Origin of the sequence: Methylibium sp. (assembly GCF_965279545.1) — a bacterium.
Classification (GTDB): Bacteria; Pseudomonadota; Gammaproteobacteria; order Burkholderiales; family Burkholderiaceae_C; genus Methylibium.
This window is the reverse complement of sequence record NZ_OZ257250.1, coordinates 376,724-393,604: the sequence shown is the minus strand read 5'-3', so window position 1 is coordinate 393,604 and position 16,881 is coordinate 376,724. Positions and strand designations below refer to the sequence as shown.

The 16,881-nt window shown below is 64.8% G+C and carries 14 protein-coding genes; all 14 read right to left on the bottom strand.

Features of this window, described 5'->3' with window-relative positions; all coding sequences use genetic code 11:
• Nucleotides 1-53: 53 nt before the first annotated feature.
• Nucleotides 54-1,517, bottom strand: coding sequence for a 3-isopropylmalate dehydratase large subunit (gene leuC / locus ACQY9S_RS01850; RefSeq protein ID WP_428422870.1), 1,464 nt, complete (start codon nucleotides 1,515-1,517; stop codon nucleotides 54-56).
• Nucleotides 1,514-3,199, bottom strand: coding sequence for an AMP-binding protein (locus ACQY9S_RS01845; protein WP_428422869.1), 1,686 nt, complete (start codon nucleotides 3,197-3,199; stop codon nucleotides 1,514-1,516). Before ACQY9S_RS01845 ends, leuC begins: the two co-directional genes overlap by 4 nt.
• Nucleotides 3,196-4,197, bottom strand: a complete 1,002-nt coding sequence (locus tag ACQY9S_RS01840) for a PDR/VanB family oxidoreductase (RefSeq protein WP_428425555.1) — start codon at nucleotides 4,195-4,197, stop codon at nucleotides 3,196-3,198. Before ACQY9S_RS01840 ends, ACQY9S_RS01845 begins: the two co-directional genes overlap by 4 nt.
• Nucleotides 4,198-4,251: 54 nt before the next feature.
• On the bottom strand, nucleotides 4,252-5,271 hold the full coding sequence (locus ACQY9S_RS01835; RefSeq protein WP_428422868.1) for a Rieske 2Fe-2S domain-containing protein: 1,020 nt from the start codon (nucleotides 5,269-5,271) through the stop codon (nucleotides 4,252-4,254).
• Between the two features lie 140 nt (nucleotides 5,272-5,411).
• On the bottom strand, nucleotides 5,412-6,029 hold the full coding sequence (gene wrbA, locus ACQY9S_RS01830) for an NAD(P)H:quinone oxidoreductase (RefSeq protein WP_428422867.1): 618 nt from the start codon (nucleotides 6,027-6,029) through the stop codon (nucleotides 5,412-5,414).
• Between the two features lie 47 nt (nucleotides 6,030-6,076).
• Nucleotides 6,077-6,508, bottom strand: a complete 432-nt coding sequence (locus tag ACQY9S_RS01825; RefSeq protein ID WP_428422866.1) for a DoxX family protein — start codon at nucleotides 6,506-6,508, stop codon at nucleotides 6,077-6,079.
• 52 nt (nucleotides 6,509-6,560) lie between these two features.
• A complete protein-coding gene (locus tag ACQY9S_RS01820; RefSeq protein ID WP_428422865.1) occupies nucleotides 6,561-7,427 on the bottom strand; it encodes an SDR family oxidoreductase in 867 nt (288 codons plus the stop codon).
• A 15-nt stretch (nucleotides 7,428-7,442) separates the two neighbouring features.
• On the bottom strand, nucleotides 7,443-8,303 hold the full coding sequence (locus tag ACQY9S_RS01815; protein ID WP_428422864.1) for an alpha/beta fold hydrolase: 861 nt from the start codon (nucleotides 8,301-8,303) through the stop codon (nucleotides 7,443-7,445).
• A 31-nt stretch (nucleotides 8,304-8,334) separates the two neighbouring features.
• Entirely contained in the window at nucleotides 8,335-8,934 is a 600-nt protein-coding gene (locus tag ACQY9S_RS01810) for a VOC family protein (RefSeq protein ID WP_428422863.1), read from the bottom strand.
• Between the two features lie 64 nt (nucleotides 8,935-8,998).
• Nucleotides 8,999-11,431 (bottom strand): efflux RND transporter permease subunit, encoded by a 2,433-nt coding sequence (locus ACQY9S_RS01805; RefSeq protein ID WP_428425553.1) that lies wholly within the window; start codon nucleotides 11,429-11,431, stop codon nucleotides 8,999-9,001.
• A complete protein-coding gene (locus ACQY9S_RS01800; protein ID WP_428422862.1) occupies nucleotides 11,431-12,483 on the bottom strand; it encodes a WD40/YVTN/BNR-like repeat-containing protein in 1,053 nt (350 codons plus the stop codon). Before ACQY9S_RS01800 ends, ACQY9S_RS01805 begins: the two co-directional genes overlap by 1 nt.
• Before the next feature lie 81 nt (nucleotides 12,484-12,564).
• Nucleotides 12,565-13,896 (bottom strand): DUF1329 domain-containing protein, encoded by a 1,332-nt coding sequence (locus ACQY9S_RS01795; protein ID WP_428422861.1) that lies wholly within the window; start codon nucleotides 13,894-13,896, stop codon nucleotides 12,565-12,567.
• Between the two features lie 21 nt (nucleotides 13,897-13,917).
• The gene (locus ACQY9S_RS01790; protein WP_428422860.1) at nucleotides 13,918-15,498 is read right to left on the bottom strand and encodes a DUF1302 domain-containing protein; all 1,581 of its coding nucleotides are present in this window, start codon (nucleotides 15,496-15,498) and stop codon (nucleotides 13,918-13,920) included.
• A gap of 184 nt (nucleotides 15,499-15,682) precedes the next feature.
• Nucleotides 15,683-16,858 carry a CaiB/BaiF CoA transferase family protein gene (locus tag ACQY9S_RS01785; RefSeq protein ID WP_428422859.1) on the bottom strand — a complete coding sequence of 392 codons (1,176 nt, stop codon included), beginning with the start codon at nucleotides 16,856-16,858 and terminating at the stop codon, nucleotides 15,683-15,685.
• Nucleotides 16,859-16,881: the final 23 nt, after the last annotated feature.

The window sequence follows — 16,881 nt, the reverse complement described above, 5'->3', positions numbered from 1 at the left end:
AATGATCAATTCACATTGGAACGATCGATGCGTTCGATAGAAGATCGAATGGATCAAGCGACGACAACATTGACCGAGCATCCCGTCAACCCGACTGGATGGCGTCGGATGTCGACGAAGTGGCCATGGATCGAGGCGGCTGCCGCCATCGCGGGACTGACGAGATGCGTCCTTCCTCCCGCCCCCTGCCGACCTTCAAAATTCCGGTTGCTGGTGGAGGCGCAACGCTCACCCGCTTGAAGGCGATCCGCGTTCATCGCCAGGCACATCGAACAGCCGGGCTCGCGCCATTCGAATCCGGCTGCCGTGAAGATCCGGTCCAGCCCTTCGGCCTCCGCCTGGCGCTTCACGAGCCCCGAGCCCGGCACCACCAACGCCAGACTCACGCTCGACGCCACCCGGCCCCCCAGCCGCTGCAGCATCTTGGCTGCCTCGCGCAGATCCTCGATCCGGCTGTTGGTGCAGGATCCGATGAAGACCTTGTCGATCGAGATGCTCTCGATGGACTGACCCGGCGTCAGGCCCATGTAGTGCAGTGCGCGCTCCAGCGTGGCCCTGCGGCCTGCATCCGGCTCGAGTACCGGATCGGGCACGCGGCCGTCGATGCCGGTCACCATCTCGGGCGACGTTCCCCAGGTGACCTGGGGAAGCAGCTTCGAGGCATCGAGGCTGATCTCGTGATCCCAGTGCGCATCCTCATCCGAATGCAGAGTTCGCCAGTAGGCGACGGCCTGATCCCACTGCGCCGCCTTCGGCGCCATCGGCCGGCCACGGACGTACTCGATGGTCGTTTCGTCCACGGCAATGAGGCCGGCCCGGGCACCCGCCTCGATGGCCATGTTGCAGACCGTCATGCGGCCTTCCATGCTCAGGGCCCGGATGGCCGGTCCCGCGAACTCGATCGTCGAACCCGTGCCTCCCGCCGTCCCGAGCATGCCGATGACGGCCAGCACGATGTCCTTGGCACAGCAGCCCTCGGCCAGCACCCCTTCCACCCGGACACGAAGGTTCCTGGCCTTGCGAGCCAGGACCGTCTGCGTGGCCAGTACGTGTTCGACGTCGCTGGTACCGATCCCGTAGGCCAGCGCGGCGAACGCACCGTGGGTGCTGGTGTGGCTGTCTCCGCACACGACGGTCATGCCGGGCAAGGTGGCGCCCTGCTCCGGACTGATGACGTGAACGATGCCCTGGTTCCTGTGCAGGAAGGGAAAGTACGCCGCCGTCCCCATCGATCCGACGTTCGAGTCGAGCGTCTCGATCTGCTGCTTGGAGATCGGGTCCACGATGGCGTCGTAGCCGGCCGCCCATCCCGATGTCGGCGTGTTGTGGTCTGCCGTCGCCACGATGGAACTCGCACGCCAGACCGGGCGGCCCGCCAGGCGCAGCCCTTCGAAGGCCTGAGGGCTCGTGACCTCATGGACCAGATGGCGATCGATGTAGAGGACGCAGGTCCCGTCATCCTCGCGATGGACCACGTGCTCGTCCCAGAGCTTGTCGTAGAGGGTGCGCCCGCTCATGGGGACCTGTCCGCCCCGCCCCGGATCTCTCGGCCCGCTCGCGCCAACATGTCGCGCGCGATGCGTGGCAGTTCGGCATCCTGCCGGAGGACATGCTTCGCGACGCGATGCGTCGGCGTTTGCGGAAGGGACGGGATGAATGCGATGAACCGCGGCTGCTTCATTGCGGCAAGCCGCTCGCTGCACCAGCGTGCCAGCGTCTCGTGCGTTAGCGTGCACCCGGCCCTGATCACGACCGCGATCAGGATCTCCTCGTCGCCGAGCTCCGAAGGAACCCCGATCGCCGCCACCTCGGCGACATCGGGGTGTTCACCCACGATCCTGTCGATCTCGGCACCCGCGATGTTCTCACCACGACGGCGAATGACGTCCTTCTTGCGGGAGACGAAGTACAGGTATCCATCCCGGTCCTGGCGGACGTAATCGCCGGTCAGGAACCAGCCGTCGCGGAATGCGGCGGCCGTCTGGTCCGGATCGTTCAGATAACCGACGAACATCACCGGCGTCCTGACGATCAGTTCGCCCACATCGCCGACCGCGACGTCGCGACCATCGTCGTCCGCGACACGCATCTCCGCAAACGGTCCTGAGCGCAGGGGATGGCGGCCGGCAAGACCGATGCTGCCCACCTTGTGAGGCCCCTCGAAGGGATTGCAGCAGGCCGCGGGGATCTCCGACATGCCATAGCCCTCGATCAGCGTGGGCACGCGGAACTCCTCCTGGAAGACCCGCATCATCTCCGCGCTGATCGGCCCGCCGTAGATCTTCCGGATGCGGTGGTCGGGCTCGAACTCCGAGCGCGACCGCATGCTCAGGATCTTGCCCAGCGACGCCAGGATGTTCAGCTGGGTCGCCTCCACGGCCAAGGCCAATTGCCAGAACGACGAGGCACTGAATCTGGCGGTCGTGATGAACGTCGCCCCTGCAGCCAGGGCACCGCCCAGCGAGTAGAACAGTGCGTTGGCATGGAACAGCGGAAAGACGGTCAGCAGCCGGTCTGTCGGCTGGAGGTGCAGGCGTCCGACGAAGGCCTCGGCGGACAGGACAAAGCTCCGATGCGTGTGGACGACGCCTTTCGACCGCCCGGTCGTGCCCGACGTATAGATGATGACCAGCGGATCTTCCGGACGGGGCAAGGCGCCGGGTCGGTCGCCTTCCGCGGCAGCCCTGAATCCGTCGATGGCCCCGAGCACCTCGTCGGCGCCGGGTAGGTTCAGGCCGATCGAGCTGAGCGGGAGGCACCACGGCCCCCTGGGCAGCGACTCTCCGATCGCACTCCACCGCAGCAGAAACTGGTCGTCGCCGGCGATGACTGTCGCCTCGGAGTGCTCCAGCTGGTAGCGCAGTTCCTCGTCGGTCAGTACCGGATTCATCGGCACGAAGATGGCACCGATGCGGGCCAGCGCCAGGAACAGGATCACCGTGACGTCGCTGTTCGCTCCCACGTGCGCAACGCGCACGCCACGCGACACGCCACGGGCCGCCAGCGCCGACGCGAGCGCCTCCACGCCGGCCATCACCTGCGAGTAGGCCCACAACGATCGCGTGCCGAAGCGCAAGGCCGGCGACGACGGGATCGCACCGGCGCGCGAGGCGAGGAGCGTTGGAACGGTGTCGGCATGTGCCGGGTACGATGCCAGCACTTCGGCGGGGGTCATCTCCGCACTGACGGAAACGCTCATAGATCGAGGACCAGCGTCGGCGTCCTCGAACGCGAACAGCAGGGCGTGAACTGGTCGTTCCTGGCCTGCTCGTCGGGTGTCATGTAGACATCCTTATGGTCGGGAATGCCTTCGAGCACACGCGTCAGACAGGTTCCGCACACACCCTGCTCGCAGGACACCTGCAGCTCGACGCCGTTCTTCGCTAGCGCCTCGACGACCGTCTGATTGGCTGCAACGCGGATCGTCCTTCCGGACCGGGCCAGCTTCACGTCGAAGGCCGCATCGCTTTCTGACGCTTCGACCCGGTGACTGAAGTGCTCGAAGTGGACATTCCCGTCCTGCCACCCCGCTTGACGCGCCCCGATGGTCACGGCGTTCAGGAAGCCTTCCGGCCCGCACACATAGAGATGGCGTGTCGGTGAAGGCACCTGCAGGACCCGGGCGATGTCGATCCGCGAAGCACCCTCGCCCTGGTCGACGTACAGGTTGATCCGGTCCGCGTACGCAGACTGCTGGAGGCGACTCCTGAACGCCATGCGCTCGGCCGAGCGCGCGCAGTAATGGAATTCGAAGTCCGCCTTCCTGCGAGCCAGGTGGTCGGCCATCGAAAGCAGCGGCGTGATCCCGATGCCACCGGCGATCAGGATCGACGACCCCTGCTCGGCCTGCGGCGTAAGCTCGAAATGGTTCCGCGGCGAGCTGATCTGGAGGACGTCGCCCTCCATGACTCGCTCGTGCATCCCGGTCGACCCGCCGCGCGACTGCGGCTCCTTCAGCACGGCGATCACGTAGCGATGCCGCTCTTCGGCAGAGTTCGACAACGAGTACTGGCGCACCAGATCGCCATCACCCGGAATCCGGACGTCGATGTGGGCCCCGGGCGTGAACACGGGAAGCGCGGACCCCGAGAAACCCACCAGCTCGAAACTGCAGATGTCCTCGGCCTCCTGGCGCTTGCGTGCGACGCCGACCCGGATGGCTCCGGGCAGATCGTCCACGGCGCGGCTCGTCTGCATCGCCGGCACGCCGGCCAGCTCGTTCGATTCGATCACGTTCATCTACCTCGATGGTCAGGTGCGCGCACCGGAGATCAGTCCCGCCAGGACCCGGCGCGCACGCACCCCGCCCGCATCGCCTGCGAGCAGGACCGGACGCAGCGACCAGAAGTCGGTCGTCTCCATGTTCGCCTGCTGGGCGGCGATCATCGGCTTGTCCTCGTTCTCGAAGGCGGCGGTGAAACCTTCTTGCATCGCGCGGCTCAGCTCGGCGTCCTCGCGGCGGTAGTTCCTGCTGGCTGCCCAGAAGTAGTGGGTGGTCGACTCCGTCTCCGGCGTCATGATGTGGAAGGTCCGATCGATCCACTTGGCCGTCTGCCGCGAACCACCGATCTCGTCGACGTAGAGCGTCAGGTCCATGCTCGCCGGTGGATCCCAGCGCGTGTCGACCCACCAGTCCAGTCGACGGCCCTCGAGCTGCTTCAGCGCGGCGTGCAGGGGCGAGAGATAGTCGTTCAGGCTGTGGACGTTGGACCAGACGGTCAATCCGTCCTGGTAGATCTCGCGGGGCCCCTTCGTGAAGGCCGGCGCACCCAGGCCCGTGTGCAGGAACTCGGCATGGCCGAGGTCCAGGATGTTGTCGCTGTACAGCTCGTAGTGGCCGGCTCCCGAGACCGAACCGGTCACGGTGGTGTAGGCGGGATCGTCGACGTAGCTGAAATCCGGGATCGACGATGCGTCGGCCAGTTCGGGTGCACCCATCCAGACCCACACGAGGCGATGCCTCTCGACGACCGGATGACTCGGCACACAGGCTGCGCGCGGGATCGCGCCGTCGCCATGCGGGTTGTGGACACAGGTCCCGCTGCCGTCGAAGCGCAGGCCGTGATACGGGCACTCCACCACGTCGCCGTGCAACTTTCCCATGTGCAACGGGGCGAATCGGTGCGGGCACCGATCGATCAGCGCGTTGACCTTTCCCGCGGGGTTGCGGTACAGCACGAGCGGCCGACCCAGCAGTTTGCGGGGAAGCAGCGCATCCACGATCTCCTCGCTCCACGCGGCGGCGTACCAGGCGTTCTCCAGATACTTCACGTCGATGATCTCCGATGGGTAGGGACAGGGTTCATGTCAGAACAGATACGGCAGTGGCTGCTCGCCGCGGCACACGGACGCACCGCTCATTCGAGATCAGGCTGCTCGGGTGACTTGCCATTCGCACGGACAGGCGTCGCTCAACGACCCGCAAGCCGGTGGCCGATCTTCGTGGCGTGCTCGCCCTGGAAACGCGCGATCGTCAGCTCGTTCTCCGACGGCAACCGGCTGCCATCGAGCTTCGCCACCGTGCTGGCGCCGTAGGGCGTTCCGCCCGTGATCTCGTCGACATTGCCAAGCGCGGTGCACGAGTAAGGCGTCCCGACGATCACCATGCCGTGGTGAAGTAGCGTGGTGTGGAAGGAGGTAAGGGTCGTCTCGTGGCCGCCATGCTGGCTTGCCGCGCTGGTGAACACGCTGCCGACCTTGCCGATCAGCGCGCCCCTGGCCCACAGGCCTCCGGTCTGGTCCAGGAAATTGCGCATCTGCGCGCACATGTTCCCGAAACGCGTCGGCGTCCCGAAGATGATCACGTCGGCATCCGCCAGTTGCTCCGGGACGGCTACGGGGACGTGTGCGAAGGCCGACCGTGCCTGCAGCGCGCCGCTCTTCTGCAGGACCTCGTCGGGAACGAGTTCGGGCACCTGGAAGAGACCGACCTCGGCACCCGGGACACGCCGCGCGCCCTCCGCCACGGCCTCGGCAAGAAGCCGGACATGGCCGTACATGCTGTAGAAGACTATCTGAACCTTTGTCATTCGATCCGCCTGTCGTCGATCAAGTTGCTTGAACAGTCAGGGTGGCGCTATCGCGTCCCGTCCAGCCCACTCCTGCGGGTCCGGATTGCGTCGACGCTGAGGCCACCCGGCCCCATCGCCGAGATGAACAGCAAGGCCCCGAGAATCGACACGTTCTTCATGAAGTGATTCATCTCGTTCTGGGTCTGGATCGGGTCCAGGCCCCAGAAGGCGTGAAAGATCGGCGTCACGATCACCAGCCACGCGGCAAGCGCCAGGGCCGCCCACCGGACCTGCCAGCCGACGACGATCATCAGGCCGCCGATCAGCTCGATCGGCAGGCTCAGACCGAGCAGCACCGGCGCATATGGCACGCCAAGACTCGTCATGAACCCGGCCGTTGCCGCGAAGTTCATGAGCTTCATGACCGATGCCACGACGAACACGTGAGCAACGAATACCCGGCCGATCAGCGCCGCGGCGCCTTGCATGTCCTTCATCGCATCTCCCCTGCATCCTGGCTGGACTTTCGCAGCACCACGTATGCCGAAGTCACTTGGCGGCCCACTCTTTCGCGGTCTCGATGGCGAACGATTCGAGGGAACGCGGCGCGCGGCCCAGCAGCCTGGTGGTTCCGGCGATGTCCTGCTCCGTCGCGAACAGGCCGTGCTCCTGGTAGAACTCGTAGAAGCGCCGGTACACGTTCACCAGCGCGGAGCCCATGAACCCGTGCATGCGCTCGAACAGCTCCATGTCGTTGCCGGCGTACTCGATTTTCCTGTTCAGGGCGGTCGACCAGGCCGCTGCGCTGCTGGGTCCGGTCTCGACACGTGGACCGGTGATGTTGTAGGTCTGCCCCGCATGGCCCTCGTTCAGCAGTGTCGACACGGCCACGTCCGCGATATCGCGGGCATCGACGCGCGACATGCCCTTGAAGCCAATCGGCTGGGGATAGATGCCATCGTTGAGCATCGAATCCTTGTACCAATAGTCGTTCTGGAAGAAGTTGTTCGGCCGCAGGATCGTGAACGGCATGCCGGAGATGGCAACCGCCTTCTCGACCGGCAGCTTCGTGCCTCCACCGATGGGAAGAAACTCGGTGAGGTCCGCGCGGTGCGTGCTCATGTACACGAAGCGCCCCACGTCCGCGTCCTTGGCCAGCAGCACGCCCATGATTCCTTCGTAGGCCTCTGCCGTGCTGGCGGCGTTCAGCATGAAGACGCGGTCGATGCCCTTGAACGAGTCGCGCGTCGCATGCGGATCCGAGAGATTGCCAAACACCGCCGTCGCGCCCTTGGGCAGCCCGGTGGCCTTGGCCGGATCGCGGGTCATGACATTGACGTTCACACCCTTGCTCAGCAAGCCGTTCACGACCCGGGATCCGATGGTGCCCGTGCCGCCGATGACGAGAATCTTCATATCTTCCTTCTTTCGCTAGGAGGTGATGGACGCCGCGCATCGCTCGGCGTCGGTCTGAACGACGAATTGCAGGAGTTCCTCGCAGAATCGTCTGGGGTCTTCAATGAACGGAGCATGTCCGCACGTGGGGTAGATCGAGATCCGGGCCTGCTTCATGACCGCGCCGAGCTTCTGTGCCAGCACCGGCAGGACGACACTGTCCTCGGCCCCGTGGCAGACGAGGACGGGCAGATCGAGTGCCGCCAGCATCCCGTCGTAATCCAGCGCCCGGCTCCGCAGCCAGGTCCTCTGCTGGGGCGTCGTACGGGCGAGCGCAGCGGCGAACTTCTCGTAGGTCTCGGAGCCGGGCACCTGTCGCAGCACCTCGCGCAGGAAGGTGCTCGATGCAGCCTGCCCGATCTCCGGCTCCGGCGAGCAAAGTTCTGCAAGACAGCGATGGGCAGGACCGATCGCGCTGAGATCGGCGAGCGTGGCAGCCGCGACGAAGACGAGCCCCGCGACGTTGATCGATCCGTGGTGGCGCAGATAGTCGTTGACGGCACGCCCGCTGTACGACCAACCCACGAGGATCGGCCGATCCAGCGCGAGCGAATCGACGATGGTCTTCAGGTCGTCGGCCCACAGCTTTCCGCTCGTGTAGCCGTGAATGTCGGCGGGACGCCCAGAACGGCCGTGCCCTCGCAGATCGGGTGCAACGAGATGGCAACGTTCCGACAGTCCAGGATCAGATCGCACGCGGTCCCAGACGGTATGGTCGAGCGAGAAGCCATGCAGCAGCACGACTGCTCGCCCAGCCGGATTGCCGTTGTGCCACGCGGCGATCCGACATCCATCGCTGGATGTCAGTTCGACCGGGGCCTGTTCGAAGGTGCTCATGGGTGCGAGTCGCAGAGGTTCGCCTGTGTCTTCAGGCCGTCTGCTGCTGTCCGAAGTGCTGTTCGCGCAACTTCTTCCATGCCGACATGTCGGCGTCCACGGACTGGTACTTGTCAGCGAAGAAGCGCTCCGTCACGGAGACGTTGGTGGCGAACTCGACGCGCATCCCGTTCGGGTCGTAGAAATAGATGGACCGGCAGTAGCCATGATCGATCTCGAGCACGTCGATGCCGGCCTGGGTCAGCTTGTCCTTGTATGCATCGATCACCGCGTCGCCGCCCTTCACTTCCATGGCGATGTGATGGCCGAACTGGTCGACCTCCGGGAAGTCGCTCGCCTTGAAGTGGGAGGGGTAATCGAAGAACGCAAGCGCGCTGCCATCCGCAAGCTCGAAGTACATGTGCATGTAGGGCTTCGGCTCGTTGGTCAGCGGATCGATCGGCTCGATGCACGCAGCCACCAGCGGGAAGCCCAGCAGTCCTTCGTAGAAGGAACGGGTTTCCTCTGCATTCCTGCAGCGGAAGGCGTGGTGATGAAGCATCTTCACCCGGTTGGCGTCCCGCCGCTGCGTGGCAGCGACGCGCGCCTTGTCGAGATCGACATTGCTAGGCGTCCAGTTCTCAAGGCTCATCATGGCTCTCCCAAAAAATGGCGCGTCATCGACGCTCCGACAAGACAGGCTTCCGAGTTGCGGTTCATGCGCTCACCTCCACCCTGGCGGACTCCGGAGTCGACGTCCGTTGCACGATCGTGGGCTTGAGCAGGAACGTCGCCAGGGCTGGCAGCAGCACGAGCGCGCCCAGCATGTTCCAGAGGAACATGAAGGCCAGCAGGATCCCCATGTCGCCCTGGAACTTGATCGGCGAGAACGCCCAGGTCGCCACGGCAATGCCGAGGGTCATTCCGGTCAGGACGACCACCTTGCCGGTGAACAGCAAGGCGCGGTAGTAGGACTCCGAGAGGCTCTTTCCCGTCTTCATCTCGGCAAGGGTCACGCTCAGCACATACAGCGAGTAGTCGACGCCAATGCCGACGCCAAGTGCGACGACCGGCAACGTCGCCACCTTCACGCCGATACCCAGCCACACCATCAGCGCCTCGCACAGGATGGAGGTCAGCACCAGTGGCAGCACCGCACACAGCACGGCACGCCAGGAACGGAAGGTCACGAAGCACAGCAGCATCACCGCGGCATAGACGATCAGCAGCATCTGGCGATTGGCTTCCTTCACGACGCTGTTCGTCGCCGCTTCGATGCCGGCATTGCCTGCCGCCGAAAGGAACTTCGCCTGCTCGTTGTTGTACTGTCCGCCGAAGTCGTCGACCACCCGGGATACCGCTGAGAGCGTGTCGGCCTTGTGATCTGTCAGGTAGGCCTGGATCGTCAGGAAGCTGCATTGCGCATCCAGAGTCTCGCGCGGCGCATATTGGGTGACGGAGTTGATGCTCGCCTGGTCCCGGGAGATCTCGTACCACTTGGGATTTCCCTCTGCGAACCCCACCTGGCCGCTCTTGGCGGTGCCCACGAACGACATCGTCGACTCCACACCCGGCAGCGCCTTGAGCGCCGTCTCCAGTGCACTGACGCGCAGCAGGGTCGCGTACTGTGAACACTGGTCGCGTGGCGTCGGGATCATCACCGTGTAGACGTCGCTGCTCGCGGCGTAGTGCTCGACGATGTAGGCGCTGTCGAGGTTGTAGCGGGAGTCGGCCCGGAGTTCCGGTGCGCCCGGATCGAGATCGCCGATCTTCAGATGGAGACTGACTGCGAAGCCGGCGGCACCGACGACAGCCGCTGTCGCCAGGGCCACTGCAGCCCACTTGCGCTCGGTGAACAGGTCGAGCACTGCCCAGAATGGGTGCTTCCTGAGTTCGCCGCCCGCCCCGTAGCCGTTTTCGGCCGAGAGGCTTCTCTGCGCGGCATTCGGGCTGACGCCGATGTAGGACAGCAGCACCGGCAGCAGCACCAGATTCGTGAAGACGAGCACCGCCACGCCCAGACTGGCCGCCAGGGCCAGGTCCTGGATCACCGGGATCTTGATCACCGTGAGCACCGCGAAGCCGACGGCATCGGCCAGCAGCGCCGTCAGGCCTGCCAGGAACAGCCGTCGAAACGTCAGCCGTGCCGCGATCAGCTTGGGCGCTCCCCTGCCGATGTCCTGCATGATCCCGTTCATCTTCTGCGCGCCATGGCTCATGCCGATCGCGAAGACGAGGAAAGGCACCAGGATCGAGTACGGGTTGAGGTTGAACCCCAGCAGCGGCAGCAGGCCGAGCAGCCAGATCACGGCCACCATCGAGCACAGCACGACGAGCAGGGTGCTCCTGACGCAGCGCGTGTACCAGAAGAGCACCAGCGTGCAGATCGCGATCGCCACAGCGAAGAACAGCAGCACCTGCTGCAAGCCGTCCATCAGGTCGCCGGCGAGCTTTGCGAACCCGATCATGCGGATCTCGACGTCTTGCGACTGGTATCTCGCCCGCAGCTGCTCGAGCTTCTCGTTCAGCGACTGGTAGTCGAGCGGGTGCCCGGTCGCCGGGTCCACGTCGAGCATTGGCACGGACAGGATCGTCGACTTGAAATCGGCCGCGACCAGCAGTCCGATCTGGCCGGAGCGCTCGATGTTCTGCCGCAGCTCGGCCATCTTCCCAGGCGAACCGTCAAAGCCATCGGGCATGACCGGCCCGCCTTCGAGTCCCTGCTCCGTCACCGCGATCCACCGCACCGCAGACATGTAGAGCGACTTCATGAATGCGCGATCCACTCCGGGCAGGAGGTAGATCTCGTCGTTCATCTTGCGCAGCGTCTCCATGTAGTCCGGGTAGAAGATGGAGTCGTGGCTCGTGGCGACCGCAATCCGCAGAACGTTGCCCGAGCCCGCCAGCTGCTTCTCGTATTCGCGCAGGTTGACGATGTAGGGGTGCTCGCTCGGCAGCATCCGTTCGAAGCTGGCTGCAAGCTGGAGCCGGGTCGCCTGGAACCCCAGGATCAGCGTCACGAGCAGGCAGGCGACGACGACGAGCCGCCGGTGATTGAAGAAGAGCCGCTCGACCCAGGAGCCTGTCCGCGGATCGAAGGTCATCGCCGGGTCGGCCATCAGACCCGCGCCCTGGCCCGTTTCGCCCATCATGACTTGCCGCCTTGCTGTCGCTTGAGGGATGACATGTCGATCACGAGGACACCTCTCGGGCCCACGGCCACCAGATCGCCATGCCGGTTGGCCACGGCAGCGGACAGCGATGCCCGCCGTCCACCGACCGGTTCGAAGGCCCGGCCGTGCTCGTCGCCGACGGCGACGTCACCGGCCTGGCCGACCAGCGCTATGCGCCTGTCCGGCATCGCCGCCGCACCGGTCCAGGCGCTGCCGGCCGCCACGTCGAGGGGATGCCAGGTGTCGCCCTGGTCCTCCGAAGCGAATGCTCGGCCGCGCAATCCGTACACCACCAAGGGTCCGCTGGAGGCAACGGTCAGCCCGAAGAAGCTTCCTTCGTAGGGTGATTTCAGCGCGGTGAAGGTCTCTCCGCCGTCCCGGGACGCATAGATGCTGCCGCGTTCTCCGACGACATAGACATGGTCCCCAGCCGAACGGACGCCGTACAGGTGGTTTCCGTCGGGGTTCGGCAGATGCTTCTCCCAGGACTCCCAGGTAGCGCCACCATCCTTCGTCCGCAGCAACAGGCCGAAGGCGCCGACCGCGAAGCCTCGCTGTGCGTCGAGAAAGTGGATGTCCAGCAAGGGATCGCTCGCCCCTCCGGCGGCCATCCCGGACTGAGGGTTCTGCGTGTCGTCGCCCTTCGCCTGGACCCGCCTGAGACCGTCGAACTTCTTCGACCAGGAGCGCCCGCCGTCGACGGTGGAGAGCACGACACCGCTGTGTCCCACCGCCCAGCCGAGCGACGGCGTCACGAACTGCACGCTGGTCAGCGTGACGCTCACGGGCACCTCGGCCTGCGCCCACGTCTTGCCGTCGTCGTCGCTGGTCAGCACGATGCCTCCCTCGCCCACGGCGATCAGACGCTCGCCGGCCCTCGTGATGGCAACCAGGACCGACTGGGCTGCCCGCGGTGTCCGGACCGCGGGCAGCACCAGCGGATCGAGCGGATCGAGGGCCGGGTTCGTCGCACGGCCATCGGCCGCCGAATTGATGGCCGCGACACCCAGGGCCAGCGCCACGGCCATTGCGCAAGTCGTTGCTTTCATGATGTCTTCTCTAGAGAGACATGGCTTCCCGCGGTAGGGCAGGCAGGAAGCCCCTGCCCATCAGCGAACGCCTTTCCGCGACAGAGCTTCCGGCGTGTAGTAGTTCTCCGGCCACGGCTCGTCCATGATCTTTTCGCGGGTCGCCGTGTACGTGTAATTGCCCTTGATGAAATCCATCGTCGTCCAGATTTCCATCGAGACCGCCGGCACGTCGAACTGGATGTTGGGGAAACCAAACGAGGTGTGCCAGAGCGTCCCCTGCGCATCCCAGGTGTTGCCGATGACCGCGATGCTTGTGTCCTCGTCGAAGTACAGCTTGCGCTTGGGACGAACGTCGCGTTGCCCCGCTCTCAGGTTGCCTTCGACCTCCCACACGCGGTGCAGCTCCCACCGGATCAGATCCGGACTGAGGAACTTCGGCTTCATCGCCTCCTTGTCGTCGGCCAGCAGCAGGCGGTTGTTGTTGTAGGGAATGAACATCTCCTTCTTCCCGATGAGCTTCCATTCATAGCGATCCATCGGACCCATGAACACGAAGACCTGGTCGAGGAAGTCGACGCCGGACGTCACGAAGTTCGGCGTGTCGCAGCAGATGGTCGGCGCTCTGCGGACGCGTCGTTGACCGACCAGGTACTGCCAGGCGGGGCGGCTGTTGTCGAGCTGGTCGTAGTACATCAGCAGCTCGCCGGCCCGCACGGACGGCGCGGTCGTCGTCTGCAGGTTCTGGTAGTACACGCCGGCCTTGATCGAGTCCGGGGTGCCCCCCTTCGCGTAGTACGGGACGGTGATCTCGTTCACGCCCCCCGAAGCGAGCGACGGGCGCCCACCGGAGTCGACCGTGTAGCTGTTGAAGTACTGCGAGTACGCCGCAGGGCGCACGCGCAATGAATGGTTCCACATCAGCTCCGTCCCCGACTTCACAATCGGGAACGGCACGCCGCCAAAGGCGCCCGTGACGGCATAGCCATCGAGCTTGCTGCGTGTCGCGTTCTTGAAGGTCTCGTCGTAGACCCACTGCGGCGCCGCGGCCGTGCGGTGCGTCGGGTAGACGTTGATCTTGTAGTCCGGGTACTTCTTCAGCAGGTACTTCTGCCCCTCGTCGAGCTTGTCGGCGTGCGCATCCATGTTGGCCGCCGTGATCGTGAGGAGAGGTTTCTCACCGGCGAACGGATCGGGTCTCGGGTCGCCCTTCTTGTAGCCGGCGGGCGCCTTCGTGTAGCCACCGTCCCACGCGGGAATGCTTCCATCCTTGTTGCCGGCCTTCTCGCCGCCCAGCGGCGTGAGCTCCGACTTCAGCTTGGCCGCCTCGTCCGCGGTCACCGCGGCCGCTGCCGGCGCTGCTCCGAGGCAGGCGCTCGCCAGCAGCGCCGCCGCCGCGATCATGTGCTTCATCATGTTGTCTCCGATTCGTCTTCAGAAGGTGCGCTGCAAGGACAGGGAGATGAAATCCCTGTCGCCGTTGTTCTGCTTGAACGTCAGGTTGGCGTCCGCCCCCAGTGCCGGCCCCTCGGAACCGAAGTAGTGGGTGTAGTTCAAACCGCCGCGCCACACCTGGTCGTAAACCCCCTTGAGCCCGATGCTGAAATCGCCACCGCGCTTCACCCCACCGTTGAAGACCTGCACGACGGAAGAATTGCCGCGCGGGTTGTAGCCCAGGCCGATCGGGACCGAGAGGTCGAGGCTTGGCGCAACCTGGAACCATTGCGGCTCGAGCAGCGCGCGCAGGCCCCACGCATCGCGCGAAGTGTTGGGGTCGAGCTCGGCAGGGTTCCTCGTGATGCTGGTCCTGCGGTTCCAGGCGATCTCGGCCAGCAGGCTCGCGTTGTCCCAGATCGCGGTGCGGTTCAGGAAGAAGATTCCGGACAGGTTGGCGTGCAGCGAATTGCCCACCGCGTAGCCGGCATTGCGGTTGTTGTCGGCCACGCCGTCAGCGCTGAGGTCCAGGACAGGGCCGCTGACCAGCGGCGTGTTGCGGCGCACGGAGACTTCGCCCGCCAGGTTGAAGCCCGCGACCTCCGTACTGAAACTTGCCCCGTACGACTTGATGTTCTCCGGATAGACGAGCTGGAAGTTGCCGGCGACCGGCCGCAGATAGGCCTGGAACGACTTGTCGTGGTAGCGGACCGCATAGAACCCATACTCCACGTCGGTACCGGTGGGACGCCAGCGCAACTGGATACCGCCCTGGCCGGAATCCTTTGCCTTCTCGTCGGCAACCCTGGGTACCCCGACGCCTGGAGCGAACAGGAAGCGTTCGGCTCCGTCGTCGAAGACGTCCGCGCCGGAAAAGTAGCTGCCGACCGCCGGGATCCTCGACTTCCTGAACTCGAACTGGTAGTAGCCGCCCAGCGACACCTGCTCGGTGATCTGATACTGTCCCGAGACCTGATTGACCGGGATCGTGATCTCCTTGAACTGGGAGTTCGGGACCGACAGCAGTTTCACGACATCGGTCGGCGACTGCGCGTAGGCCAGCCCGTTGCCTCCGAAGAACAGCGTCTCGCCGTAGAGAAGCGAATGGCGGCCGAGGCGGACGTTGCCCGAATCACCGTTGGCATAGACGAAGGCGTCAAGGAACTCGGCCTTGCGGCCGTGAAGATCCCGGGTGGCGTCCGTGAACTCGTTGTATGGCGCCGAGACCTGGTTAACTCGGTCCGGGCTGTCGTTGTCGTTGCTGCGGTTGTAGACGGTGTCGTACCAGGCCGCCGCACTGACGCGTGCACCGAAGCGCTTCTTGTAGCTGACGTCCATCTCCGACAGCAGGTCGACCCGGTTCGAGATCAACCCGCGCCGGAAGTTGCGATCACCGTCGTCGAGGTTGATGTTGTTGATGTTGGCCGGGAGGTTGTCGTCAACCAGGCGCGACGACGGATCGCGGAGCCTGACTGCCCCGGTGTACTTGAAGGTGTTGTCCCAGCGAAGCTGCACGTCCGCATTGCCGGTCTCGATCTCCACCGCCTGCGCAGGCAGCACGACCAGGCTCGCCAGCGGCACTCCAAGCCGCTCGACGACCCAACGAATCCTGGACCGCCGCTTTGAAATTGATCTGCTCATTCTTGTCTCCGAATCGTTTTTGTGCTTTCGAACTGATCTGAATGGCATCCGATCTGACCTCTCTTCGGGTCGTCTTCGTCGCCGTTTCACGCCTCCATGACCACAGCACGGAAACGTGTGGGGCTCATGGCGATTGACCGCCCGACGATTTGCCGTCGTTCGTGCGTCCATCCCAAGGCGAACGCTTGATCTCGTCGCCGTGCTCGTCGAGTTCCGGCGGCGGCACGACATCCACCGACCGTTGCCCATCGAAGGACACGGGCGAGCGCACGGTGCTGAACTCGCCACGCGTGCGATGCGGTACCGTCACGCGCAGCTCGAGGTGTTGCGCCTGAGGATCGTCGAGCGCCTCGCTGGTGTCATACATCGGCGCGTGGGGAACGTCCTCCTCGCGAAGGCGCCTGCACCATTCCTCGCGAGTTCGCAGTGCGAACGTGGCGCCCAGGACCTGGATGAGCTCGTCCTGGTGCTGGATCCTCGCTTCGCGGCTCGAGAAACGCTCGTCGCAGAAGATCTCCGTGTTCTCGATGGCGGTTGCCAGGCCTTTCCAGAACTTCTCCGGGGAGGACATGTGCAGCGCGATCCACTTGCCGTCGCGGCACTTCAGGACGTAGGACTGCGAGACGCTCGGCCGGCTGAACGGCCCCATCACCTCTCCCTCGGAGAAGTAGTGCGTGAACGCATCGAGGTTGAAGTGGCACATGGCTTCAAGCATCGACACCTCCACCTTGCGACCTTGGCCGGTGCGCTCCCGCTCGTAGAGCGCCCCGAGGATCCCGTAGGCCGCATAGAAGCCGGTGATGGAGTCGGCGATCGCGGGTCCGACCACTCGGGGGTTGGCAGGATTGACGAGCAGGTTCAGGTAACCGCTCGCGGCCTGGGCTACCGTGTCGTAGCTGGGGCGCTGCGATGCAGGACCCGTCTGCCCGAAGCCGCTGATCGCGCAGTAGATGAGGCGCGGGTTGAGGGCTCGCAGCCGCTCTTCGGAGGCGCCCAGACGCTCGGCAGTCCCTGGTCGAAAATTCTGGATATAGACATCCGCGTCGGCGATCAGGCGATCGAATATCTCCAGATCCTGCGGGCTCTTCGGGTTGAGCGCGATGCTGCGCTTGTTGCGGTTGTAGGTTTGGAAGTGAGGGCTGTACAGCCCGCCTCGGAATGCCCTGAACGGATCGCCGCTGCCGGGCTGTTCGACCTTGATCACGTCGGCGCCCAGATCGCCCAGCAACATCCCGGCCGCCGGGCCCGTGATGAACGTGCCCTGCTCGATCACACGGACACCCTGCAATACCTTCGACATGGAAATGCTCCCGCTGCTTGAAC

What these genes read in the sequence shown, in the direction of transcription:
- leuC (WP_428422870.1), bottom strand. Translation starts at nt 1,517, where the DNA reads ATGAGCGGGCGCACCCTCTACGACAAGCTCTGGGACGAGCACGTGGTC.
- ACQY9S_RS01845 (WP_428422869.1), bottom strand. Translation starts at nt 3,199, where the DNA reads ATGAGCGTTTCCGTCAGTGCGGAGATGACCCCCGCCGAAGTGCTGGCA.
- ACQY9S_RS01840 (WP_428425555.1), bottom strand. Translation starts at nt 4,197, where the DNA reads ATGCAGACGAGCCGCGCCGTGGACGATCTGCCCGGAGCCATCCGGGTC.
- wrbA (WP_428422867.1), bottom strand. Translation starts at nt 6,029, where the DNA reads ATGACAAAGGTTCAGATAGTCTTCTACAGCATGTACGGCCATGTCCGG.
- ACQY9S_RS01825 (WP_428422866.1), bottom strand. Translation starts at nt 6,508, where the DNA reads ATGAAGGACATGCAAGGCGCCGCGGCGCTGATCGGCCGGGTATTCGTT.
- ACQY9S_RS01820 (WP_428422865.1), bottom strand. Translation starts at nt 7,427, where the DNA reads ATGAAGATTCTCGTCATCGGCGGCACGGGCACCATCGGATCCCGGGTC.
- ACQY9S_RS01815 (WP_428422864.1), bottom strand. Translation starts at nt 8,303, where the DNA reads ATGAGCACCTTCGAACAGGCCCCGGTCGAACTGACATCCAGCGATGGA.
- ACQY9S_RS01810 (WP_428422863.1), bottom strand. Translation starts at nt 8,934, where the DNA reads ATGAGCCTTGAGAACTGGACGCCTAGCAATGTCGATCTCGACAAGGCG.
- ACQY9S_RS01805 (WP_428425553.1), bottom strand. Translation starts at nt 11,431, where the DNA reads ATGGGCGAAACGGGCCAGGGCGCGGGTCTGATGGCCGACCCGGCGATG.
- ACQY9S_RS01800 (WP_428422862.1), bottom strand. Translation starts at nt 12,483, where the DNA reads ATGGCCGTGGCGCTGGCCCTGGGTGTCGCGGCCATCAATTCGGCGGCC.
- ACQY9S_RS01795 (WP_428422861.1), bottom strand. Translation starts at nt 13,896, where the DNA reads ATGAAGCACATGATCGCGGCGGCGGCGCTGCTGGCGAGCGCCTGCCTC.
- ACQY9S_RS01785 (WP_428422859.1), bottom strand. Translation starts at nt 16,858, where the DNA reads ATGTCGAAGGTATTGCAGGGTGTCCGTGTGATCGAGCAGGGCACGTTC.